General features: G+C 67.6%; 13 protein-coding genes. 9 read left to right on the forward strand and 4 right to left on the reverse strand.

What is annotated here, in order from left to right:
• Positions 1–13: 13 nt before the first annotated feature.
• Positions 14–1,051, reverse strand: coding sequence for an extracellular solute-binding protein (locus ABZU72_RS08470; RefSeq protein WP_355018407.1), 1,038 nt, complete (start codon positions 1,049–1,051; stop codon positions 14–16).
• Positions 1,052–1,330: 279 nt separating this feature from the next.
• The gene (locus ABZU72_RS08475; RefSeq protein WP_355018408.1) at positions 1,331–2,257 is read right to left on the reverse strand and encodes a LysR family transcriptional regulator; all 927 of its coding nucleotides are present in this window, start codon (positions 2,255–2,257) and stop codon (positions 1,331–1,333) included.
• 134 nt (positions 2,258–2,391) lie between these two features.
• Here ABZU72_RS08475 and ABZU72_RS08480 point away from each other — a divergent pair, with 134 nt between their 5' ends.
• From ABZU72_RS08480 to ABZU72_RS08510, 7 genes are all read left to right on the forward strand, one after another.
• Positions 2,392–3,264, forward strand: coding sequence for a LysR substrate-binding domain-containing protein (locus ABZU72_RS08480; RefSeq protein ID WP_355018409.1), 873 nt, complete (start codon positions 2,392–2,394; stop codon positions 3,262–3,264).
• A gap of 138 nt (positions 3,265–3,402) precedes the next feature.
• Positions 3,403–5,472: a hydantoinase/oxoprolinase family protein gene (locus tag ABZU72_RS08485; protein WP_355018410.1), complete on the forward strand. Its 2,070-nt coding sequence runs from the start codon at positions 3,403–3,405 to the stop codon at positions 5,470–5,472.
• Positions 5,472–7,232, forward strand: a complete 1,761-nt coding sequence (locus ABZU72_RS08490) for a hydantoinase B/oxoprolinase family protein (RefSeq protein WP_355018411.1) — start codon at positions 5,472–5,474, stop codon at positions 7,230–7,232. Before ABZU72_RS08485 ends, ABZU72_RS08490 begins: the two co-directional genes overlap by 1 nt.
• A gap of 32 nt (positions 7,233–7,264) precedes the next feature.
• On the forward strand, positions 7,265–8,014 hold the full coding sequence (locus tag ABZU72_RS08495; RefSeq protein WP_355018412.1) for an SDR family oxidoreductase: 750 nt from the start codon (positions 7,265–7,267) through the stop codon (positions 8,012–8,014).
• Positions 7,899–8,888 carry an NAD(P)-dependent oxidoreductase gene (locus ABZU72_RS08500; RefSeq protein ID WP_355018413.1) on the forward strand — a complete coding sequence of 330 codons (990 nt, stop codon included), beginning with the start codon at positions 7,899–7,901 and terminating at the stop codon, positions 8,886–8,888. The genes ABZU72_RS08495 and ABZU72_RS08500 overlap by 116 nt, the downstream gene beginning before the upstream one ends.
• A gap of 2 nt (positions 8,889–8,890) precedes the next feature.
• Positions 8,891–9,997, forward strand: a complete 1,107-nt coding sequence (locus tag ABZU72_RS08505; protein ID WP_355018414.1) for an ABC transporter substrate-binding protein — start codon at positions 8,891–8,893, stop codon at positions 9,995–9,997.
• A 97-nt stretch (positions 9,998–10,094) separates the two neighbouring features.
• Positions 10,095–11,537 (forward strand): aldehyde dehydrogenase family protein, encoded by a 1,443-nt coding sequence (locus ABZU72_RS08510; protein WP_355018415.1) that lies wholly within the window; start codon positions 10,095–10,097, stop codon positions 11,535–11,537.
• Positions 11,538–11,583: 46 nt separating this feature from the next.
• Here the strand turns inward: ABZU72_RS08510 and ABZU72_RS08515 are convergent, their stop codons facing one another.
• Complete coding sequence (locus tag ABZU72_RS08515; protein WP_355018416.1) at positions 11,584–12,819, reverse strand: FAD-dependent oxidoreductase; 1,236 nt, start codon at positions 12,817–12,819, stop codon at positions 11,584–11,586.
• 81 nt (positions 12,820–12,900) lie between these two features.
• A complete protein-coding gene (locus ABZU72_RS08520) occupies positions 12,901–14,295 on the reverse strand; it encodes a VWA domain-containing protein (protein ID WP_355018417.1) in 1,395 nt (464 codons plus the stop codon).
• A gap of 222 nt (positions 14,296–14,517) precedes the next feature.
• Here ABZU72_RS08520 and ABZU72_RS08525 point away from each other — a divergent pair, with 222 nt between their 5' ends.
• Together ABZU72_RS08525 and ABZU72_RS08530 are read left to right on the forward strand one after the other, a co-directional pair.
• Positions 14,518–15,552, forward strand: coding sequence for a cupin domain-containing protein (locus ABZU72_RS08525; protein WP_355018418.1), 1,035 nt, complete (start codon positions 14,518–14,520; stop codon positions 15,550–15,552).
• Positions 15,553–15,599: 47 nt separating this feature from the next.
• On the forward strand, positions 15,600–16,628 hold the full coding sequence (locus tag ABZU72_RS08530) for a cupin domain-containing protein (protein ID WP_355018419.1): 1,029 nt from the start codon (positions 15,600–15,602) through the stop codon (positions 16,626–16,628).
• Positions 16,629–16,632 lie beyond the last annotated feature (4 nt).

Genomic DNA, 16,632 nt, shown 5'->3' on the forward strand with positions numbered 1-16,632 from the left:
GTTGTCTTCCCTCTCAGTGGTTGACGAGGCTGTCGTACTTGTCGGCCAGCTCCTCGCGGTGCTCGACGAGCTCGGCGACGTCCTGCTCGAGAATGTCCGCCCCGGCGATCGGGTCGTCCGCGCTGGGGACCGGGGGGAGCGAGCCGAGCTCGCGGTCGACCTCGAAGCCTGCTTCGTTGAGCTGGAAGTCGAGGTACAAGGTGGCGGAAGCCGGGTTCTCGGCGCCCTTCATGAGCGCGCCGGCGTCGTAGCGAACGACGACCGGGCCGATCCGTGGTGTGGCGTCACCGTAGGAGATCGGGGCGCCATCCTCCTTCGCGCGGTCGACGGTCTGGGAGTAGAGCGAGAGGGCGATGTCGAACTTGCCAGCGATCAGGAACTCACCCTGGGCCGTGTGGCCCTTGGTCACCTCGGAGTTCGCCACCAGACCTTCGAAGAGGTCGTCGACCTCGGCCTCCGACATGCCCTTGTCCCGGTAGTGGTCGGCCAACGTGGCATACCAGTCGTAGTCGCCCAGCTCCATGCTCATCCGGTCCTTCCAGATGGGGTCGGTGAGGTCGGCGTAGTCGGTGGGAACCTCGTCTTCCGACACCTTCTTGGTGTTCCAGCCGGCCACGAACGCCAGTCGACGGATGCCGGTCCAGTCCTCGCCCTTGCCGCGCACCGAGACCGCGTCGCGATACTCGGACTCGTACGGGGTCAGGATGCCGCTGTCGTTGAGCGACTCCAGATCCGGTGCCGGGAGCACGATGACGTCGTTGTTGAGCTTGTTGCCGGACGTCTCCTGGACGACTCGCTGTAGGACCGACTCGGAGTTGCCGTTGTAGACAGCCACCTCCAGGCCGTACTCCTTCATGAACGCATCAGCCATCGCCTGCTCGTCGTTGAAGGCCGAGTAGACCATGAGCTCGTCCTCCTTCTTGGCGGCCTCGAGGAGGGCGTCCTCCCGTGCTTGACCGGTGAGCCCGGTCCACGGGTGGTTCGCTGAGCTGTCGGATTCATCCTTAGATGCGACTGGGGAAGAGCCGCAGGCTCCCGCTCCCCACGTCATGGTCGCCAGCATCGCGACCGCCACACATTGGGACCTGCGTCTGCGCCGAGCTTCGTTCACTTGCCTCACCGCCGTTCCCGGGGTCGAACTAGGCGGCCCCGTCATGAGTCGTCGGCACGCCGTCGTGCGATTGAGGCGTGACGCTACTGAATAATCGACGTTGTTGACAAGGGTCTGGCTAATAAATAACCATTCGCGTGTCTCTCCAGGACGCGCAGGGCTGCCTGGTGTCGCGTGGCGTGCGACGACAGGTGCGAGCAGACGGTGGTGGGGCGTACCTCAGAAACCGGCGAGCAGAGGCAGCGCGACCTTCGCGACCGCGCTCGCGCCGCTTGCGCGGAAGGCCAGCACGAGCTCAAGCGGCTCGGCTTCGTCGAGCTCGTGGAAAACGACGCCTTCCATTGGGAAGGCGCGCACGCCGCCGGGTACCAGCGCGACGCCCAGGCCTGCGGCGACGAGACCGAGGAGGACCGAGGTGCCGGCTCCGGCGTGCTCGCGGCGCGGGGTGAACCCGGCCTCGCGGCACATCCGAGTCGCGGTCTCGTTGAGGGCTGAGTAGTGACTGCTGTAGGTCACCCATGGCTCGTTGCGCAGGTCTGCGACCGAGATGGTTGACCGGTCGGCGAGCCTGTGGTCGGCCGGCATGGCCAGGAGCAGCGGCTCGGTGGTGAACGGGATGGTCTCGATGTCGTCGCCGACCACGGGCGGACGCAGGATGCCGATGTCCAGGCTGCCGGCGCGGATGCCATCGCACTGGTCTGGGGTGAGCATGTCGGCGTGGACGGCGAGTTCGACCTCAGGCAGGCGCTGCCGCAGCGTACGCGCGATCTGGGGAAGGTAGGCAAAGGCCGCCGTCCCGGTCAGTCCGAGGCGGAGCAATCCCTTCTGGCCGGCGGAGAAGCGGCGCACGCTGTCGGTCGTCTCGTCCAGGCGGCTCAGCATCTGCTGCGCCTCGGACTGCAGGAACTCTCCCGCCGGCGTGAGCAGCACCTGGCGCGTGGTCCGGTTGAGCAGAGTGACGCCGAGCTCGGTCTCGAGCTGCCGGATCGTCTGCGAGAGTGCGGACTGGGATACCTGCAGGCGCTCGGCCGCCTTACCGTAATGGAGGGTATCGGCCAGGGCGGCGAAGTAGCGGAGCTGTCGTACGTCGATCGCTGGTCCCCTCGGCTCGGCGCCGGCTGGGCGCCGGCGCGACGTCAGCGTCACTGTAGCCGGACCCCTCGTGTGCCCATCTGCATTGGAGGGTCGGTGCTGGAATCGCGGAGTCTATGGTGGTCCGGCCGGGTGGCCACCGGACGAGCGGTTGCAGGTGAACAGAGAAGGAAGGTTGGTGTCAGTCGATGGATCTACGCCATCTCCGCTATTTCGCTGCCGTCGCGGAGACCTGCCACTTCGGTCATGCGGCGGAGCGCCTCCAGGTCGCCCAGCCTGCCCTCTCGCTGAAGGTGCGCCAACTGGAGGAGGAGCTCGGGGTCACGCTCTTCGAGCGGACGACCCGGCAGGTGTCGTTGACCACGGCGGGCAAGTTCCTCAAGTCCGAGACGGACCAGCTGTTCGGCCGTCTCGACGACACGATCGCCGGCGTCCGCCGGTTGTCGGCGGGGCAGGCCGGCCTGCTCAGGATCGGGATGAACGGCACCGCTGCCTTCTCCCACCTGCCGCGCATCGCCCGCGTCGTGAAGCGGGCGCTGCCGGACGTCGCGCTCGGGATCCATGCCGACATGCTGACCCCTGCTCAGTGTGAAGGGCTGCGTGACGGCACCCTCGAGGTCGGCATCCTGCGACCGCCCGTGCTCGGCCGGGACCTCGCCACGGCGCCCTTCGTCTCGGAGTCGCTGGTGCTCGCCCTTCCCGCGAAGCATCGGTTGGTGGGGAAGGCACGGATCTCGGTGAGCGATCTGCGTGATGAGTCGTGGGTCTGCTACAGCAGCCCGCACTCTGCGCTCAATGCGCGAGTCACGCGCCTGTGTGCCGGGGCCGGCTACACGCCGCGGCGTGAGCACGAGGCGGCGGGTGGATCGGTTCTCCTGGCGCTGGTCGCGGCAGGTCTCGGGGTGGCGATCGTGCCCGAGGGGGTGCGCTCGCATCCGCTGCACGGCGTGGTGTTTCGGGACCTGCCCGAGGCCGGGACCTTGGACTTGGTGCTGGGGTATCGAGCCGGGTCGGACAATCCGCTCGTCGGGGTCGTCGTCTCTCTGCTGACAGGCTCCTGAGCCAGCCGCCGAACGATTCAGAACGATCCGTTCTGGATCGGCACGAATTGTGTGCACACTCCGTGGATCCGGTTGACGGATGTGACGAACCTCATATGGACTAACCAAAGAACATTAGTCCATTGGTGGAGGTTGCCCGTGCCGAGATATCGCCTGACCGTCGATACCGGAGGAACGTTCTCCGACTTCGTGCTTCTCGAGGAGGACACCGGGAAGCACCGGATCCTCAAGGTCCCGTCCACTCCGGACGACCCCGGCAGGGCGGTGCTCGACGGGCTCGACGTCCTCGAAGCCGAGGGCATCGCGGCGAGCGACATCGTCTTCTTCTCCCACGGGACGACCGTGGCGACGAATGCCTTGCTCGAGGAGAAGGGAGCCGATGTCGGCCTGGTCGTGACCGAGGGCTTCACGGGCATCTACGAGACGATGGAGCAGAGCCGGCCGTATGGCCCGGCGGTCTTCGACCTCGGCTACCAGAAGCCTTCGCTGCTGGCCCCCGGGCGACGTACGGGCGAGGCTGCCGAACGCATCGCAGCCGACGGGAGCGTACGCGAGCCTCTCGACGAGGACTCCGTCAAGGAGCTCATCAAGCGCTTCGAGAAGGAGGGCGTCGAGGCGGTCGCGGTCTGCCTGCTCTTCGCCTTCATGAACGACGCCCACGAGCGCCGGATCAAGGAGATGCTGGTCGAGGCGCACCCGGAGTGGTGGGTCTCGACCTCCTGTGAGCTCCTGCCACAGATCAGGGAGTACTTCCGGCTCAGCACCGTCGTCATCAACGCGTACGTCTCCCCGATCCTCGGACGCTACGTGAAGAAGCTCGAAGGCGAGCTCGACGAGCGCAAGGTGGCGCCGGAGGCGCGCTTCACGATGCAGTCCAACGGCGGCTCGGCTCCCTTCGCCAGCACCGCGGGCCGCGCGGTCGGGACCATCCTGTCCGGCCCGGCCGGCGGGGTGACCGCGGGCAGTGCGTTGAGTCGCGACACGGGTTCGCTGAACATCATCACGTTCGACATGGGCGGCACGAGCACCGACGTCGCCCTGATCCAGAACGGCGAGCCGGTGATCACCGACCGCTCCAAGATCGACGGTCGTGACATCGCGATCCCGATGCTCGACATCACTACCGTCGCCGCCGGTGGCGGCACGATCTCTCGTGTCGACGCCTACGGCGCCCTCCACGTCGGACCGGCCTCCGCGGGCGCGGTCCCAGGCCCGGCCTGCTATCTGCGCGGCGGCACGCAACCGACGACCACCGACTGCAACGTCGTCCTCGGCTACCTCGACTCCGGCTCCCTCCTCGGCGGCGCGATGAGGATCGACAGGTCGCTCGCTGAGGAGGCCGTGCGGACCGGGCTCGCCGACCCGCTCGGCATGGACCTGCTCGAAGCAGCCGAGGGCCACGTGAAGATCATCGACGTCCAGATGGGCGAGGCGGTCAAGTCGATCTCTACCGAGCGTGGCTTCGACCTGCGCGAGTTCGCGCTGGTCCCGTTCGGCGGCGCCGGCCCGTTGCACGCCTGTCGCATCGCGAAGGACCTCGGCCTGGCCAAGGTCGTGATCCCGACGTACCCGGGCGCGTTCTCGGCGTTGGGCCTGCTCATGTCCGACGTCAAGCACGACTATCTGCGCAGCCGTCTGTCCGACATCGCCACCGTCGACCCGGCTTCGATGGCGGAGCTCTTCGAGGACTTGCGGGCCCAGGGTGAGCAGCAGCTGCGTGCCGAGGGCTTCGACCTCGAGCAGATGGCGTTCCGCTACTACGCCGATCTGCGCTACGCCGGTCAGGGCTATGAGAACCCGGTCCCGCTCACCGGCCTCCCGCAGACCCCGGAGGACGTCGCCGCGATCCGCGCCGCCTTCGACGTGATCCACGAGCAATGCCACGGGCACAGCGCACCCGGCCAGCCGGTCGAGGTCGTCAACTACCGCGTCGAGGCGTACGGCCGGGTCCCCTCGGTCGAGCTGGCCGCGGTGGAGGAGGCGACCGGACCGGTCACCGACGCCGTGGTCGGGACGCGCGAGGCGTACTTCTCCGAGGTCGCAGACACGCCGTTCCCGGTGAACGTCTACCAGCGCGAGAAGCTCCGCGCCGGCCACTCGTTCGAGGGCCCGGCCCTGATCGACCAGTACGACTCGACGACCGTCGTGTGCCCCGGGCAGCGCGTCACCGTCGACACCCTCGGCAACCTCATCGTGGAGAACAGCTGATGACCGCCCATGTGACCGATGACAGCACCGTTGACGCGATCACCGTCGAGGTGATCAGCCAGAGCCTGGACGGGATCGTCCAGGAGATGCAGAACGCGCTCTTCTGCACCGGCTACTCGACCATCGTGCGTGAGTCGCGCGACGCGAGCTGCGCGATCCTCGACTCCGAGGGGCGGGTGCTCTCACAGTTCACCGTGCTGCCGCTGCACTTCGGTGCCTTCCCGGCCTGCGTCGACGCGCTGCTCGAGCGCTACCCGGCGAAGACCCTGAAGGCGGGCGACGCCTTCGTTGTCAACCACCCCTACTACGGCGGCAGCCCGCACGCGCCCGACATGGCGCTGATCTCGCCGATCGTGCTCGACGGGAAGCTGTTCGGCTTCAGTGCCAGCATCGCGCACAAGAGCGACATCGGTGGCATGGTCCCGGGCAGCAGCTCGGGGCAGGCCCGGGAGATCTTCCACGAGGGCATCATGCTGCCGCCGGTGAAGTTCATGGCCGAGGGCTTCGTGGTGCTCGAGGTCGAGACCATCCTGGCCGCCAACAGCCGTACGCCGGAGCTGGTTCTCGGTGATCTCAGCGGGCAGGTGGGCGCGACCGCGCTGGGTGCCTCCCGGGTGGCCGACCTGTGCGCGAAGCACGGCGCCGCGGTCGTCGCCGCGGCCGGCAAGCGGCTCTATCTGCTGACCGAGCAGCGCGTCCGCGCGGCGGTCAAGGAGTGGCCCGACGGGGTCTACACGGGCAGCGCCAAGGTGCACAGCGACGGCCTGGAGGGCGGTGAGCCGATCGTCGTACGTGTCTCGGTGCGCATCGACGGCGGTCAGGCGAGCTTCGACTGGACGGCCTCCGACGACCAGGTCGCGGGGCCGTACAACATCCGGCCGCCGCTGGTGCGTGCGGTCTGCAGCTATGCGATCAAGTGCCTGGTCGACCCGGACCTGCCCTCCAACGAGGGGCTGACCCTCGCCGTGGAAAGCCTGACCCGTCCGGGATCCTGCCTCGAGCCGTACATCCCGGCACCGGTCAACACCTACATGCCGATCGCGAACGTCGCCGCCGAGGCGGTCTTCGATGCGCTCGCCGAGATCCTGCCGATGGCCCGGATCGCGGAGAGCAGCCGCGGGATCAGCGGCACGCTGGCGCACTTCGATAGGAGCGGGGGATTCCCGCGGGTGCAGTACGAGCTGCCCGCGGGCGCGATCGGCGCTCGCGCCGACGGGGACGGCGTCTCCGCCTCCAAGGCACACGTCGCCAACGGCACCATCACCCCGATCGAGATCATCGAGTCGGAGTTCCCCGTCGAACTGGTCCGCTTCGAGCTGGTCCCCGACTCCGGCGGCCCCGGTCGCCACCGGGGTGGCCTGGCGTACGTCCGTGAGTACCGCATGCTCGGCGAGGGCCAGTTCAGCAGCCGGGTCGGCCAGATGCTCTCGGCGCCGGACGGACGCCAGGGCGGCCGCCCGGGCTCGGCCGGTGCGACCGTCGTCAACCCGGGTACGCCGCAGGAGCACGTGATCCTGTCCGAGGACGGCACCTTCCGGCTGCACGCCGGTGACGTGCTGCGCCGCGAGATGACCGGCGCCGGCGGCTATGGCAACCCGCTGACCCGCCCGGTCGAGCAGGTCGTCGCCGACGTCCTCGACGGCTACGTGACAGTCGACGGCGCCCGCCGCGACTACGGCGTCGCGCTGGTCGCGGACGACGCCGGCTACCGCGTCGACGAGACCGAGACCTCGCGGCTCCGCGCCGCGGTCTCCGCCTGACCACCCGACAACTCCCACAACCAGGAGAGCTCATGAGATTCGAGAACAAGGTCGCCCTCGTCACCGGAGCGGGCCGCAACGTCGGCGCCGCGGTGGCCAAGCGGTTCGCTGACGAGGGCGCCAGGATCGCCGTCGTCGACCTCGACGTCGAGCGCGGTCAGCGCACGGTCGCCGAGATCGAGGAGACCCACCCGGGCGCCGCGCAGTTCTTCAAGTGCGACGTTTCCGAGAGCGCCGATGTCCAGGCCCTGGTCGCAGGCGTCGTCGAGCATCTCGGTGGTATCGACATCTTGGTCAACAACGTCGCGATCACCGACCGCGGCGGCACCGTGCTGGACCTCGAGGAAGAGGTCTGGCACCGGGTCCTGAAGGTGACGCTCGACAGCGTCTTCCTCTGCAGCAAGTACGTCGGACAGCACATGGTCGCGACGCAGCGGCAGGGCGCGATCATCAACATCGGCTCGACCTCCGGCTTCCACGGCAGGCCCAACGCGCTGGTCTACGGCGTGGCCAAGTCCGGAGTGCTCAACATGTCGCGCTCGATGGCCAACCAGCTCGGCAAGCACGGGATCCGGGTCAACACCGTCATCCCCAACAAGGTCGGCTCGCCCGTCGGCGAGGAGGTCGAGCCCGAGGGCCGCAAGCGCGAGAACCTGCTCGGCCGCGGTGGGCAGCCCGAGGACATCGCGGCCGCGGTCGCCTTCATGGCCTCCGACGACGCCGGGTTCGTCACCGCCGCCGACCTGCTGGTCGACGGCGGCTTCTTCCACGGCATCCGCTGACACATCACATCCAGGCACGAGAAGAGGAACAGAACATATGACGCAGAGTGTGGGAGTCATCGGTCTGGGCGCGATGGGTCGCCCGATGGCCGAGTACCTGGTGGACGCGGGGGTGCCGACCTCGGTGCTCGACGTGGACGCCGACGTGCGCCAGCAGGTCGTCGAACGTGGCGCGAAGCCTGCCCGGACGCTGACGGAGATCGCCGACAACGACGTGATCCTGGTCGTCGTCCCCTCCGACGAGGACGTACGCACCGTCTGCCTCGGTGAGGACGGGCTGCTGTCCGCGCCCAGGGACGGCTCGGTCATCGTGATCAGCGCCTCGGTCACCCCCGAGACCTGCGAGGACATCGCCAAGGCCGGTGCTCCGCACGGCGTCTCCGTCCTCGACGCGGCCCTGACCGGTGGCGTACGCGGGGCAGAGAGCGGCGAGATCAACCTGCTCGTCGGTGGCGACGAGGCAGTGCTCGACCGGATTCGTCCGTCGCTCGAGCCGTGGACCAAGGCTGTCCATCACCTCGGCCCGCTCGGGTCCGGCCAGGTGGGCAAGACGGTCAACAACCTGTGCCACTGGATCCAGATCTCCGGGGTGCACGAGGCGATGCTGCTCGGCCGACGGCTGGGGGTGGCGCCGTCCAAGCTGCGGGAGGCGCTGCTGGACAGCCCGGCCGCCAGCCGGACGCTCGCCGAGATCGACCGGATGCGCTTCACCTGGTGGAAGAAGGACATCGACAACGCCCGCAAGATGGCCGAGCCGCTCGGCTACCGGATGCCGCTGACCGACCTCGCGTACGACCTGATGCCCGGCATCACGCCCGACCGGATCAACACCCTGCTGATCCAGGACCTCGACCCCGATGCGGAGAGAGAGTAGCCATGAAGACCTACCAGGGACTGGCCGCGGTTGCGGTCGCCGTATCGCTCTTGCTCACCGGCTGTGGCGGGGGAGTGAACCGCGCCGCCTCCGTCGGCAACGAGGAGAACATCGACCAGGCAGCCGACGTCTACGAGAGGTTCAACAACCTCGAGGGCGAGGAGCGCATGGAGGAGCTGGTCAAGGCCGCCGAGGCCGAGGGCAAGCTCTCCGTCTACTCGACCCTCACCCCCGAGGCAGCGCCGGTCGTCGAGAAGGCGTTCGAGGCCGCGTACGACATCGAGGTCGAGATGCCCCGGATGTCGTCCGAGGACGTCATCACCAAGGTCGACACCGAGCAGGCGGGCGGCAACGACAACGGCGCCGACCTGCTCGAGCTGAACGGCTTCGAGCTGACCGCCCTGGCCGCCGAGGGTCACTTCGGTGAGTTCACCGGTCCTGAGCGCGACCTCGTGGTCGACGAGGGGCAGAAGGACGGGTGGACGGCCGACCGGCTCAACCGGTTCGTCGTCGCACGCAACACCGAGAAGCTGCCCGATGCGGACTGGCCGAAGCGGATCGAGGACTTCGCCGACCCCAAGTACCAGGGGAAGCTGTCCATGGAGATCAACGAGGTCGACTGGTTCATGGCGCTGCGCGACTACTACATGAACGAGAAGGGAATGAGCGAGGGGGAGGTCACCGACCTCTTCAAGGCCATCGCCGCCAACTCCGCCATGGTCGACGGTCACGCAGCGCAGATGAGCCAGCTCGCCGCCGGCAAGTACGCGGTCGCGATGTCGACATACGACTACCAGACAGCCGGTGTGGCCAATACCGGCGCGCCACTGTCGTACGAGCCTGTGGTCCAGCCGGTCGTGCAGCGGCCGAACGGGGTGGCTCTGATGAACAGTGCGCCCCACCCCGCGGCCGCCTACCTCTTCTACGTATGGATCCTGACCGATGGCCAGCAGGTGCTGCGTGAGGCAGGGCTGACCTCGGCGCTGAAGAAGGACGCCAACGCGGGCCTCGACCAGGGCACCGAGATCGTCTCGGTCGACGTCGAGCAGCTCAAGGACGAGTTCGACACCTATCAGGACATGTACGCCGAGGTGACCGGCCAGAAGTAGCCACCGTGAATCGGGTGGGTGCCGGAAGACGGCACTCACCCGTCGTCGGGCGGGCCGAAGTATCCGACGGAGCCATTCGACAGTGACGGAGAACGGTGTGACGACGATTCAATCCCGCAAGATGCTCATCGACGGCGAACTCGTGAACGCGTCGAACGGCGCGACGCTTCCTGCCGAGAACCCGACGACCGAGCAGGTCATCGGCGACCTTCCTGATGCCACCGCTGAAGACGTGGACAGGGCTGTTGCGGCGGCGCGGCGAGCATCGCCTGAGTGGAGCGGCACGCCATGGACGCAGCGCGGCCGATTGCTGCGCGACTACGCCGATCTGCTCGACGAGCACCGCGACGAGCTGGCCGAGCTGGACGCGCTCGATGTCGGCCTCCCGGTCGCCAGCATGCGCGCGGACGTGACGAGCGCTGCCGACGAGATCCGCTACTTCGCCGGCTTGGCTGGTGAGACGAAGGGACAGACGATCCCCAGTGGACCCGACCAGCTCACCTACACCGAGTTCGTTCCGTACCCGGTGGTCGCGCGGATCGTGCCGTTCAACCATCCCATCAAGTTCATCTCGAGCAAGGTCGCCGCAGCCCTGGCGGCCGGCGCTCCCGTCGTCGCCAAACCAGGGGAGCAGTCGTCACTGTCCGCGCTCCGCCTCGCTGAGCTGGTCAAAGACCTCTTTCCCGTGGGCGTGCTCAACATCATCACCGGCTCCGGTGCCACGGCGGGCGCGGGTCTCTCTGGTCACCCGGACGTACCCCGGGTTGCCTTCACCGGCTCCGTGCCGACGGGGGCACGCATCATGGCGGCAGGTGCGCCCACGATCAAGCACGTCAGTCTCGAGCTCGGCGGGAAGAACCCGATGATCGTCTTCCCGGATGCTGAGGCCGAGCGGGCTGCGGTCGCATCCGTGGCAGCGATGAACTTCGCGCGGTCGATGGGGCAGTCGTGTGGCTCGTCGTCGCGCGTGTTCGTGCACCGAGACGTCAAGGACAGGTTCGTCAACGCCCTGGTCAAGCGGCTCTCCGAGCTGAAGGTCGGCGACCCCATGCGCGACGACACCGACATGGGCCCGATCGCCTTCCGCGCGCACTACGAGAAGGTCTGCTCGTACGTCGAGGCCGGCATCGAGGAGGGCGCCACGCTCGCCCACGGCGGCAAGCGGCCCGCCGGCCTGGACACCGGGTTCTTCATTGAGCCCACCGCGTTCACCGACGTCACGATGGACATGCGGATCGCCAAGGAGGAGATCTTCGGCCCGGTCGTCTCCGTCCTGGACTGGGACGACTACGACGAGATGATCGCTCAGGCCAACGATGTCGAGTTCGGGCTGACCGGCAACGTCTGGACCAACGACATCTCGCAGGCGCTTCGCACGGCTCGGCACATCGACTCGGGCTACATCTCGGTCAACGGCACCGGCAAGCGTCCGACCGGCTCCCCGTTCGGGGGCTTCAAGAGCAGCGGTCTCGGCAAGGAGAGCTCGCTCGACGAGCTGCTGAGCTACGGCCGGAACAAGTCCGTGACCGTCATCCTCTGACCCCATCCAGGGCTGAGATCACGACACGTACTTTGTTGCTCGTCGCTCAGGCGATCGCCTTCAGGTGATCCTTGAGAGGGATGTCGGGGTTCGCGGCAGCGGCAGGGGATACGTTGCCGCCGCGTTCGAGGATCTTGCGGACGGCCATGTAGTCACGCGGGGCGTTGATGGAGTCTGTCGAGACGAGCTGACCGTCGTGATAGTAGAGCGCGGAGAAGGATTCGCTGTCGGGATCGCCGCGCACGACCACGTCGTCGTAGCCGCTGTTCAGCCCCGCGACCTGCAGCTTCAGGTCGGCCTGGTCGGACCAGAACCACGGGATGCCGGCGGCCGGCGGGACGACGCCGAGGAGCGTGGCTGCGGCGACCTTCGCCTGTGCCACCGCGTTCTGCACCGATTCGAGCCGGAGAGAGCCGTGGTCGGGGTGGGTGGTGACGGTGCAGTCTCCGGCAGCGACCACGGCGGGGTGGGACGTACGCGCGTCGGTGCCGACCACGATGCCGCCGTCGACGTCCAGGCCCATCTGCTCGGCGAGCTCCATGCGCGGCTGCAGGCCTACGCCGACGAGGACCAGGTCGGCGGGAAGCGTCTGCCCGGCGGCGAGCTTTACCCCGGTCACGTGGCCGTCGGAGCCGACGATCTGCTCGATCCCGGTGCCGAGCAGGACCTCGGTGCCGCGGCGGCGGTGCGCCTCGAGGTAGAACTCGGAGACCACGGGGGCGACAGCGCGGGCGAGCAGCCGGTCGGCGATGTCGACGACGGTGACCCTTTTGCCCGCTGCTCGGGCGCCGGCGGCGGCCTCGAGACCGATGAAGCCGCCGCCGATCACGACGACGTTTTCTGCGGAGTCCATGCGGCTCCGTAGGTCGCCCGCGTCGTCGAGGTGGCGCAGGTAGCAGACGCCGTCCAGGTCGCTACCGGGCACTGCGATCCGGCGGGCTCGCCCGCCGACGGTGAGTGCCAGCCGCTCGAACTCGAGCGGTCGTCCGGCCGCGGTGATCGCGATGCCGCGGCTCCCGTCGGTGGGAAGGGTCACCTCGGTGACCTTCTCGCCGAGGACCAGGTCGATCGCGTTGTCGCGATACCACTGCTCGCCGCGGAAGGTGAGCCCCTCCAGCCCGACCTTCCCGGCCAGGTAGGCCTTGGAGAGCGGGGGGCGCTGGTAGGGCAGGTGGGTCTCGCCGCCGACCAGGGTGATGGGGGTGTCGTCGCCCAACTCGCGCAGCGTGGTGGCGACCTGCAGGCCCGCCTGACTGGCTCCGATGATCAGCGTCCTGCTCATTCTTCGCTCCTAATGGTCAATTGGTTAGACCATAACATCGAATGGGGAGTGGAAGGTAGGGGTCAACCGTAAGAACGCCGCTCAGGCCAGGTCGTAGACGAACCCGGCCAACTGCTGGAGGTTGCGGCACTCCGCCATCTCGACGATGTCGCCGTAGACCATCGCAGCCGAGTCCCCGGAACCCCAGTTGCGCTCCGGCTCGGGGTTGAGCCAGATGGTGCGCTTCGCGGCCGCTGCCAGCTCCCGCAGGGGCCCGTCGCCGAGCGAGGCGTAGTTGGCGCGAGCATCGCCCAAGATCAGGAGTGTCGTACGTGGTCCCACCGCCTCGCCGTGCTCGGCGGCGAACCGCTCGAAGACCCGGCCATAGTGCGTACGTCCCGCCAGCGCCGCCTCGCGGGTGCTGCCGGCCAGCCCGGCGATGACCTCCTCCGGGCCGGCGTCGGGGCGCAGTTCGTCGGTGACCTCGTGCACGTCATCGACGAACGTGAACGCCCGCATGCCCTGGAACGCCTCCCGCAGGGCGTACACGAACATCAGCGTGAAGTGCGCGAAGTGTGCCACCGAGCCGCTGACGTCGCACAGCACGACCAGGTCGGTGCGATGTGGGCGCTTGGGCCGGTGGTGTGTGGTCAGCGGCACGCCGCCGGTCGCCATCGATGCCCGGATCGTCCGGCGGAAGTCGACCGGACCGCCGCCGCGGCTGCGCCGCTCCTTGGCCAACCGGGTCGCCAGCCGCCGCGCCAGCTGGTAGACCTCGCGGCGCATCGCCGCCAGGTCGGCGTGGCGCGCCTCGGAGAATGCCAGCTTGTCGATCGTCGGCCGCACCTGCTCCGCAGCCCTGCGGTCCGGCCCCTTCGGCTCAGCGGCGCGTCGTTCGATGTCGGCGTGCACGGCCGAGATGAACGCGGTCAGTCGCCGCTGGGCAAACTTGTCGGCCTGCTCGCGCTCGACGCCGTCGCGCATCAGCCCCTCGACCAGCCGGTTGACGAGGTGCTGCACGTCGAGGCGCTGCAGGGTCTCGTACGCCGACCATGGCGATGCGCCGATCGTGCGCCCCGCATCGGTGCCGAAGCGGCCGACCGACTCCGCCGCCAGCTGACGCAGCAGCTGGTCGTCCAGGTCGGACTCGCGCAGGGCGCGCCGGACCCGGCGACGCATCGTGTCGAGCACATCGAGGTTGTCGCCGACCGGCTTGTGGGTGGGTGGGTCCGACGCCCGGCCGCCGCCGTCGCCGACCATCGCCGGGAAGTAGAGGTCGAAGAGCGCATCGAAGGTGGAACGCTGGGAGTGCTTCTTGACCAGCGTGGCGGCGTACGTGTCGCGGACCATCGCCCGGTTGCTCCAAGGAACCCTGGCCAGTGCGGTCACGGAGTCCAGGTCCTCGGAGAGGGAGACCGACAGTCCCGCCGTACGGAGCGCACGGACGAACTCCAGATGCCGTTCCAGGAGGCCTGAGCCGTCCGCGGAGCCGCTCATCAGGAAGCCCCGACGAGCTCCGCAAGCGCACGCTCCTGGGCGAGCGCGCCGGCGAGGGAGGTGGAGGAGGTGAACCAGGGCATGGACCGGATCCTTGAATCGACGGGTGGACAGTGGCGCGGATCACGCCTAGATTAATGGTCAGTCCATTATGCATCGCAGTGCAGATCAGGTCGACCACGATCTGACGCCTGCCATGGCACTGACGGCAGGAGGAAATGCATGGCCAAGAAGCTGCGTACTTTCGTTCGCGGGCTTGATTCCGCGACTTACGGGCTCAACGAGTTCCGGCAGAAGCAGCTCTCGTACGACCGCGTTCGCAACGACGAGTACGTCGTCGACGACGCGAAGGTCGGCCACTCCGGCGACAGCGCACAGTCCAAGACCTGGTGGCGGATCGGTCCCGGTGACGAGGAGTTCCTCACCCAGACCATCCACGTCCACTTCGTGGAGCTGCCCCCGCAGTCCTCGAACCATGGCCACGGCCACCAGAACGAGGCCGCCTTCTACATCCTCGAGGGCAAGGGCTACGAGATCCACGACGATCAGCGCTACGACTGGAAGAAGGACGACCTCGTCTACGTCCACACCGACTCGGTGCACAAGCACTTCAATCCGTACGACGAGAAGGCTGTCGCCCTGGTCGTGAAGGCCAAGAGCACCTGGATGTTCATGGGCCTCATCCAGCAGGGGCGCAGCGGCCCCATCGACCGTCCGGACGAGTTCGGCCCGCGCGAGGAGTGGAACCACGTCTGGACCCCGGGAGTCAAGGAACGCAAGAAGGTCATCGGCCTCGAGGACACCACCTGGGAGATGACGCAGCTGGGCAACCAGCGGATCATCGCGTCGCCGGAGAAGGCCGATGGTCGCATCCACAGCACCGACTCCTACGAGCTGAAGATCGAGCCGGGGAGCCGCTCGGGCAGGTACTGGAAGATGGCCGACGAGGTCTTCTACGTCCTCGATGGCGACGGGCACTTCCTGATGTGGGAGGTCGAGGCCGAGATCGCCGAGAAGTACTACGCCCGCGTCGCGCTCGAGCCGAAGCGCTACGACTTCACCAAGGGCGACACGATCTACGTGCCGCAGAACCACCAGGTGCAGATCTTCGCCAACGACGGTTCCACGGTGCGCCTGTTCCAGTCGCAGAACCGGCTCTTCCGGACGCTCGGCTACGACAACATCCACTACGTCGAGAACGCTCCGGCGTACGACGCGCTCCAGGTTCCCGAGTCGGCAGCGACGGTCGACGCCTGACGGCAGCCCGGCACGGTACAGATCCAACGGCCAACAGGAGGCAACCAATGGCGAAGAAGAAGGTGCGTACCTTCGTTCGCGGGCTCGACTCGGCGACGTACGGACTCAACGAGTTCCGTCAGGAACAGCTCGCGAACCCGCGAGTGCGTGACAACACGATCGTCGTCGACGACGGCAGCGTCGGCCACTCGGCCAACACCAAGACCTCGCACACGGCGTGGCGGGTCGGGCCCGGCGACGAGCAGTTCCTGACCCAGACGATCCAGGTCCACTTCACGGGCGTCGACGGGCACGGGCAGAACGGTGGCCACGGTCACCAGAACGAGGCTGCCTTCTACATCCTGGAAGGGGCGGGCTATGAGATCCACGACGGGATCCGCTACGACTGGAAGAAGGACGACCTCGTCTACGTCCACACCGACTCCGTGCACCAGCACTTCAACCCGTACGACGAGAACGCCCTTGCGCTGGTGGTGAAGGCGAAGAGCACCTGGATGTTCATGGGTCTGATCCAGCAGGGCAAGAGCGGACCGATCGACCGGCCCCAGGAGTTCGGTCCCCGCGAGGAGTGGAGCCGGATCTGGACTCCCGGTGTGTTGGACCGCAAGAAGGTCATCAGCGTCGAGGACACCACCTGGGAGATGACGCAGCTGGGAAACCAGCGGATCATCGCGTCGCCGGAGAAGACTGACGGTCGCATCCACAGCACCGACTCCTACGAGCTGAAGATCAATCCGGGCAGCAGGTCGGGACGCTACTGGAAGATGGCCGACGAGGTCTTCTACGCCCTCGATGGCGACGGGCACTTCCTGATGTGGGAGGTGGAGGCCGAGATCGCCGAGAAGTACTACGCGCGGACGGCGTTGGAGCCGAAGCGGTTCGACTTCACCAAGGGCGACACGATCTATGTGCCGCAGAACCACGTGGTGCAGATCTTCGCGAACGACGGCTCCACGGTGCGCCTGTTCCAATCGCAGAACCGGCTCTTCCGCACGCTCGGCTACGACAACATCCACTTCTTCGAGGATGCGCCCGAATACACCGGTGCCGGCGAGCTCGCCAAGAGCCCGGTCTGACCCT

Source organism: Nocardioides sp. NPDC004968, from assembly GCF_040608935.1.
GTDB lineage: Bacteria > Actinomycetota > Actinomycetes > Propionibacteriales > Nocardioidaceae > Nocardioides.

What these genes read in the sequence shown, in the direction of transcription:
- ABZU72_RS08470 (WP_355018407.1), bottom strand. Translation starts at nt 1,051, where the DNA reads ATGACGTGGGGAGCGGGAGCCTGCGGCTCTTCCCCAGTCGCATCTAAG.
- ABZU72_RS08480 (WP_355018409.1), top strand. Translation starts at nt 2,392, where the DNA reads ATGGATCTACGCCATCTCCGCTATTTCGCTGCCGTCGCGGAGACCTGC.
- ABZU72_RS08490 (WP_355018411.1), top strand. Translation starts at nt 5,472, where the DNA reads ATGACCGCCCATGTGACCGATGACAGCACCGTTGACGCGATCACCGTC.
- ABZU72_RS08495 (WP_355018412.1), top strand. Translation starts at nt 7,265, where the DNA reads ATGAGATTCGAGAACAAGGTCGCCCTCGTCACCGGAGCGGGCCGCAAC.
- ABZU72_RS08505 (WP_355018414.1), top strand. Translation starts at nt 8,891, where the DNA reads ATGAAGACCTACCAGGGACTGGCCGCGGTTGCGGTCGCCGTATCGCTC.
- ABZU72_RS08515 (WP_355018416.1), bottom strand. Translation starts at nt 12,819, where the DNA reads ATGAGCAGGACGCTGATCATCGGAGCCAGTCAGGCGGGCCTGCAGGTC.
- ABZU72_RS08520 (WP_355018417.1), bottom strand. Translation starts at nt 14,295, where the DNA reads ATGAGCGGCTCCGCGGACGGCTCAGGCCTCCTGGAACGGCATCTGGAG.
- ABZU72_RS08525 (WP_355018418.1), top strand. Translation starts at nt 14,518, where the DNA reads ATGGCCAAGAAGCTGCGTACTTTCGTTCGCGGGCTTGATTCCGCGACT.
- ABZU72_RS08530 (WP_355018419.1), top strand. Translation starts at nt 15,600, where the DNA reads ATGGCGAAGAAGAAGGTGCGTACCTTCGTTCGCGGGCTCGACTCGGCG.